Source organism: Streptomyces sp. TRM64462 (assembly GCF_013362995.1).
Lineage (GTDB): Bacteria > Actinomycetota > Actinomycetes > Streptomycetales > Streptomycetaceae > Streptomyces.
On the sequence record NZ_JABWDV010000199.1, the window covers coordinates 1 to 4,804 of the forward strand.

5 protein-coding genes and 1 pseudogene are annotated in these 4,804 nt (G+C 73.6%); 3 read left to right on the forward strand and 3 right to left on the reverse strand.

The annotated features are described in order from the left end of the window. Both HTZ82_RS09070 and HTZ82_RS09075 read right to left on the reverse strand, forming a co-directional pair. Positions 1-207, reverse strand: a pseudogene (locus HTZ82_RS09070) (SAM-dependent methyltransferase); the annotation flags it as partial. A 5-nt stretch (positions 208-212) separates the two neighbouring features. Then, positions 213-1,073, reverse strand: coding sequence for a Crp/Fnr family transcriptional regulator (locus tag HTZ82_RS09075; RefSeq protein WP_175408795.1), 861 nt, complete (start codon positions 1,071-1,073; stop codon positions 213-215). A 116-nt stretch (positions 1,074-1,189) separates the two neighbouring features. Here HTZ82_RS09075 and HTZ82_RS09080 point away from each other — a divergent pair, with 116 nt between their 5' ends. Then, positions 1,190-1,678, forward strand: a complete 489-nt coding sequence (locus tag HTZ82_RS09080) for a hypothetical protein (protein ID WP_175408796.1) — start codon at positions 1,190-1,192, stop codon at positions 1,676-1,678. Continuing rightward, positions 1,675-2,421 carry a deiodinase-like protein gene (locus HTZ82_RS09085; protein WP_175408797.1) on the forward strand — a complete coding sequence of 249 codons (747 nt, stop codon included), beginning with the start codon at positions 1,675-1,677 and terminating at the stop codon, positions 2,419-2,421. Before HTZ82_RS09080 ends, HTZ82_RS09085 begins: the two co-directional genes overlap by 4 nt. Before the next feature lie 45 nt (positions 2,422-2,466). On the opposite strand, the gene HTZ82_RS09090 is transcribed toward HTZ82_RS09085, so the two are convergent. Then, complete coding sequence (locus HTZ82_RS09090) at positions 2,467-4,083, reverse strand: adenosine deaminase (protein WP_309235384.1); 1,617 nt, start codon at positions 4,081-4,083, stop codon at positions 2,467-2,469. A 193-nt stretch (positions 4,084-4,276) separates the two neighbouring features. On the opposite strand from HTZ82_RS09090, the gene HTZ82_RS09095 reads away from it, so the two are divergent. After that, positions 4,277-4,783: a hypothetical protein gene (locus tag HTZ82_RS09095; RefSeq protein WP_175408799.1), complete on the forward strand. Its 507-nt coding sequence runs from the start codon at positions 4,277-4,279 to the stop codon at positions 4,781-4,783. The last annotated feature ends 21 nt before the right edge of the window (positions 4,784-4,804 follow it).

Sequence of the window (4,804 nt, forward strand, 5' to 3'; positions counted from 1 at the left end):
GACCCCGACCCACGCCGCGTCCCGCAGTACGGCACGCGTCGGCGCCGAGCCGCACGCCAGGTCCAGCACCGCGCCCCGCACGTCCCGCAGCGGCTCGGCCAGCCAGACGTACGGCGACGCGTCGGCCCGCCCCAGGAACCGCTCCGTGATGCCGGGCCGTGAGCCGTGGAACTCCCGCAGGAACCGCTGCCACGCCGACTCGTCCACGCCCGTCAGCCCGCTTCGTCGCGCAGCCGGTCCGGCTTGAGCACCGTGATGCGGCCGCGGGCCAGCCGCAGCAGCCCGCGGTCCGCGAACTGGTGCAGCACCTTCGTCGCCGTCTCCCGCGACGTCCCCGCCAGCGCGGCGAGCTGCTCGTGCGTCAACGCCACCTGCGGGTGCTTCGCGCCGGGGCGCAGCGGCAGCGCCGAAGGACCCTGGTGCGGAGTGAGGGTGACCAGCGTCGTCGCGACGCGCTGCGGGACGGACTTGAAGACGCTGTCCGACAGCCGCTCCTCCAGATCGGCCAGGCGGCGCCCCAGGATCTCGGTGATCCGTGCCGCGATCCGGGCGTCCGACAGCAGGAACCGGTCGACGTCCGCCCGGTGCATCACACACACGGCGACGTCGTCGAGGGCCTCGGCGAAGTTCCCGTACATCTGCTGGCCCAGCAGCAGCATCTCGCCGAAGATCGTGCCGGGGGAGAGGATCGCGCAGGTCAGGGCACGCCCGTCGGCGGACACCCGGAAGATCCGCACCCGTCCGCGCTTGAGGATGAACAGCACCTCGCACGGCTCGTGCGGCACGTAGAGCAGCTCACCGGCCGCGTACGTCTTCATCGGCGCCGAGGAGGCGATGGCGTCCTTCTCGCGGTCGCTGAGATCACGGAAGATGTCGACGTCCGACAGGCACCAGATCCTGTCCTCGCCCTCGCCGCCGTTGATGATCACGGACCTCTCCTCGCGCCGGCCGGGGGCCCACGGCGGCGGCGCCGCGCCCCAGGCGGGCCGAGCCAGGGACCCTGCCCCCTGGCTCAGACAGTAGCGGTCGGGGGCCCGCCCGGCAGCCTGGGCGGGCAGGTCGTCGCCGGTCATGGCTGGACGCTAGGACGGACGCCCCGGGGCCTCTGTGACGGCGCTCACATTCGTCGGGGCGGGCCGCTCCTAGCGTCGTCACTGAGGAAGATCCGCCGACACGAAGGAGTGACGACATGGCGACCAGCGCACACATCTCCCCACGGACGGCGGTCATTCCGGTGCACGCGGCCTGGGGCGCGGCGGCCGGTCTGGTCGGGGGCGTCGGCATGGGCATCTGGATGTCCGTGTCCCGGCCCATGGAGGACACCGCGATGATCATGATGGTGGCCGGCCTGCTGGGCTCGGACAACGCCTTCGCCGGCTGGCTGATCCACCTGGCCATCGCCCTCACGGCCGGAGCCGGCTTCGGTGCGCTGCTCGGCCCCTGGGCGGGCAGGGTGCTGCCCGGAGCGGTGCTGGGCCTGTTCTACGGCGCGGTCTGGTGGCTCTTCGGGGCCCTGTGGATCATGCCGGCGAACATGGGCATGCCGGTCTTCGAATGGAACGACGTGACCAGCTCCAGCCTCGGCGCGCACCTGGTCTACGGCCTGCTGCTCGGTCTCACGTTCGCCGCGGTGTCCAGCGTCATGGACAGGGCCCACGGGGGAACCCGGACACCATGACGTACCGCTATCCGCACTTCCACTCCAGGCTGGTCATCGACGACCTGCGGTTCCGCGGGGGACCGGGCCCCGGCCACGCGATGCCGGACTTCGACCTGCCCACCGTCGACGGCGGCCGGATCTCCAGGTCCGACTTCATCGGGCACAAGCCCCTGCTGCTGACCATGGGCTCGGTGACCTGCCCCATGACCGCGGCGGCCAACCCGGCCCTGAAGCGGCTGCACCGCCAGTTCGGGAACAGGGTCGGCTTCGTGACGCTCTACGTGCGCGAGGCGCACCCGGGCGACCGGTACCCGCAGCCCGACACCATGCAGCGCAAGACCGCCCACGCCCGCGAGCTGAAGGAGCGGGACGAGCTGCCCTGGACGGTCGCCGTCGACGATCTGGACGGCACGCTGCACCAGCAGCTCGACGCCAAGCCGAACGCCGCCTACGTGATGGACGTCGACGGCGGCGTGGCGTTCCGGCTCCTCTGGTCCGACGACCGCGAGGGCATCCTGCGCGCCGCGCTGCGCGACGTGCTCGCCCGGCGGCAGCCGGACATCCAGCACCAGGGGCACATGGTCCCGATATGGCGGGGCATCGCCGAGATGGACCGCATGCTCACGGCCTCCGGGCCCACCGCACGCCGCGACGTCCGCAGGGCGGCGCCGCCGCTGTACGCGATGGCCCGCATGCTGGGCCTCGTGGAGCAGCGCCGCGAGAAGACACCCCCCGAGCGCACCCGGCACACGGTCACCTGAGCGCGCCGAGCCCGGTGAACGCGCCGAGCCCGGCCGGGCCCTCGCTCAGGGGGCGGCGAAGCGGCGCTCGAACGCGGCGAAGGCGGCCTCCAGGCGCCACTGGACGGCCGCCTTCGGGCTGCCGGCGAGCAGCTTCCGGCAGGCGGGCCCGGGCGGCGCCTGCCGCCCGGGGGCAGCCGTACCGGCGCACGCGTCCACAGGCTGGTAGCCCCGCGCCGTCGGGTTGCCGCGCCACAGGCTGCGCCCGGGCAGGAAGGCGTACTCCAGGGACGCCCGGGCCAGGTCCTTCAGCTCGCCGTACCCGAGGCCGTACGCCGTCGCGGCGTACTGATACTCGTGGCTGATGTCGGTCCGCGAGACGCCCGGGTCGTCGGTGGCGAGCACCACCGGCACGCCGTGGGCGCGGTACGTCGTGAACGGGTGGTCGCCGCCTCTGACGCCGAGGATCTGGGCGTTGCTGGTGAACGGCACCTCGACGGCCACCTCGCGGCGTGCCATACGGCGCAGCAGCCGCTGCCGGTCGTCCTCGTGGACCAGGTCGACGCCGTGTCCGACGCGCTCGGCGCGTGCGGTGCGGACGGCCTCCGTGATGTGGAAGGTGAGGTGCTCGGGCTTCACCAGGCCCGGCCACAGCTCACCGGCGTGCAGCGTGACGTGCGCCGCCGGGTAGAGCCCCCGCAGGTACCGGACCATGCGCATGTGCAGGCGGTAGTCGCGCAGCGCGACGGCCCCGTCCTCCGGCTCGACCAGGTTGACGGCGACGAACCGGGGGTCGCGCTCCGCGAGCCGCATTCCCAGCGCGAGCTGTGTGAACACCACCTCGGGCGGGTTGTTGCGGTGCGCGTGCGCGATCTTCCGGACCAGCAGCCGGCAGCCGGGCGCGGGCTGTTCGCCGCCGCAGCGGGAGAGGGCGCGGAACTCGGCGTCCGCCGCGTCCGCCTCCGCCCGCGCCGCGTCGACCAGCCGCTCCAGGCGGCCCCCGGCGAGCAGCTTGCCGTGCAGCCTGGCCAGGTCAGCGTCCCAGCCCGCCTCCGTGGCCAGTTCCACGGCGAGGTCGGGGACCGGCGTGACCATCGTCTCCAGGTAGAGCTGGTGCTGCCGGACCACCGAGTCGGCCACCTCGGCGAGCTGTCTGCCGCCGTGGTGCCGGATCACCTCGCCGAACCGGGCGAAGGTCGCGAAGAAGTGGTCGTGGCCGAGCCGGTCGGGCGGGAAGTCCTGCATGGACCAGGCCCTGATCAGCGCCGTACGGAAGGCGGGGTCGGTACGGGCGTCGGCGGCGGGCCGTGTCGCGGGGCCGCACGGCGGCCGTACGGCGGTCAGGGTCCGCGTGTCGACGCACAGACCGTCCTCGGCGGCGAACCGGATGAGGGACTCGGTCGTGACGGCGCCCCCGAGGTGGTGGTGCAGGTCGCCGCCCTTGGGCAGGCGCAGGAAGAACTCCCGGAGCTCCCGCGACCGGCCGGGGTCCTGACGGATGGTCTCCAGGTACGCGGCGGTCTCCCGGTACGCGGCGGTCCGCGCCGCCGTGTCCGTCCCGGGGCCTGTCGCCCGCGCGTCGGCGGGCGTGGGCGGGGCGAGCAGGGACAGGGCACCGGCGAGGACGAGGCCCCCGGCGATGAGGGCGCGGCGCGCACGGGTGGTGCGGCGGGGGGAGGTCACCGTCGCATGATGGGCGGGCCGGCGCGGTGGGCGGGGCGTCCGGCCGTGGTGTGTGCGGGACGCCCACCCGGGCGGGGGAGCGGTTATCGGCCGCCTGCCGGTAAACCGGCCAAGAAAGTTGACGTGCGCCTGACATTTCAGGGGTGCTGTGGCACTCTCCGGACTCCCCCCACGTTCCGGCAAGGAGGACACCATGAGGCACAGGGCGCAACTGTCGGGCGTCACCGGTCTGGTCGTCGCACTGGCCCTCGGCGCGCCGGCCGCCGCCGCGGCCGCCGCGGGGCCCGCCGCCGAGCAGAAGGTGGACGGCGTGATCGCGGTCGCGGGCAACACCTGCACCTGGACCGACGCCGCCACCAGCGCCGACCCGCCGAACACCCTGACCGTCGACCGCACCACCATCAACCGGCCGGGCGGCAACCTCGCCTGCGACGGCGGCATCACCGCCACGCTCAACAACGACCCCGTCTTCACCTTCGACGACGCCGCGGGCACCGCCCGCGCCGACACCATCGACATCACCGGGCAGCAGAGCTTCCTGTCCTGCCGCTACAAGGCGACGAACGTCCTCTGGGACCGCGACGGCAACACCAGGTCGTACAAGAACCGCGCCTTCACGGCGGCCAAGACCTCCGGCAGCTTCCTCTGCCCCGGCTCCGTCACCACGGCCGCGGGCGAGGCCTCCGTGACGTTCCGCTGACCCGCACCCGTCCCCCCACCC